The organism is Pseudomonas sp. ICMP 10191 (assembly GCF_001467335.1).
GTDB classification, from domain to species: domain Bacteria; phylum Pseudomonadota; class Gammaproteobacteria; order Pseudomonadales; family Pseudomonadaceae; genus Aquipseudomonas; species Aquipseudomonas cerasi.
This window is the reverse complement of record NZ_LKGW01000031.1, coordinates 1-650: the sequence shown is the minus strand read 5'-3', so window position 1 is coordinate 650 and position 650 is coordinate 1. Positions and strand designations below refer to the sequence as shown.

The window sequence follows — 650 nt, the reverse complement described above, 5'->3', positions numbered from 1 at the left end:
CTGGACGCCGCCGCCAGACGTCTGGGCATCAATCTCAACCTGATCTCGACCCAGGCAGGGCACGCTTGATGGCCGCCTTACGGCTGCTGCTGGGCATTGATTACGGCACCAAACAGATCGGCGTTGCGGTCGGCCAGGCGATTACCGGCCAGGCACGTGAACTCTGCACGCTCAAGGCGCAGAATGGCGTGCCGGACTGGGACAAGGTCCAGGCGCTGATCAACGAGTGGAAACCTGATGCGATCGTGGTGGGTCTGCCGTTGAACATGGACGGCACGCCCAGCGACATGAGCGCGCGCGCGGAAAAATTCTCGCGCAAGCTCAACGGACGCTTTGGTGTAACGGTCTACACCCATGATGAACGCCTGACCACCTTCGAAGCCAAGGGCGAGCGCATGGCGCGCGGCGGCCAGAAGGGCAGCTATCGCGACAATCCGGTGGATGCCATTGCCGCTGCGCTATTGCTGCAAGGCTGGCTGGACGAGCACCCCGAACTGTTGAATGTGTGACTTTTTCTGCCTTTATCGCTTCGAGATACCCGGATTCCACGTTATCGCTTGAGCATCGCGCCACGGACCAGACTGTGTAAAAACGTTACGAGCGAAGGCAAGACAAGGCAAAAACAGGCGAAAACGGCCGGGGTCGCGACC

At 60.3% G+C, this 650-nt stretch carries 1 protein-coding gene and 1 pseudogene; both read left to right on the top strand.

What is annotated here, in order from left to right:
* Nucleotides 1-69 (top strand): annotated as a pseudogene (locus AO388_RS28390) (YqgE/AlgH family protein); the annotation flags it as partial.
* Nucleotides 69-509, top strand: coding sequence for a Holliday junction resolvase RuvX (ruvX, locus tag AO388_RS04090; RefSeq protein WP_002551734.1), 441 nt, complete (start codon nt 69-71; stop codon nt 507-509). The pseudogene AO388_RS28390 and the gene ruvX, both read left to right, overlap by 1 nt.
* Nucleotides 510-650: the final 141 nt, after the last annotated feature.

What these genes read in the sequence shown, in the direction of transcription:
- ruvX (WP_002551734.1), top strand. Translation starts at nt 69, where the DNA reads ATGGCCGCCTTACGGCTGCTGCTGGGCATTGATTACGGCACCAAACAG.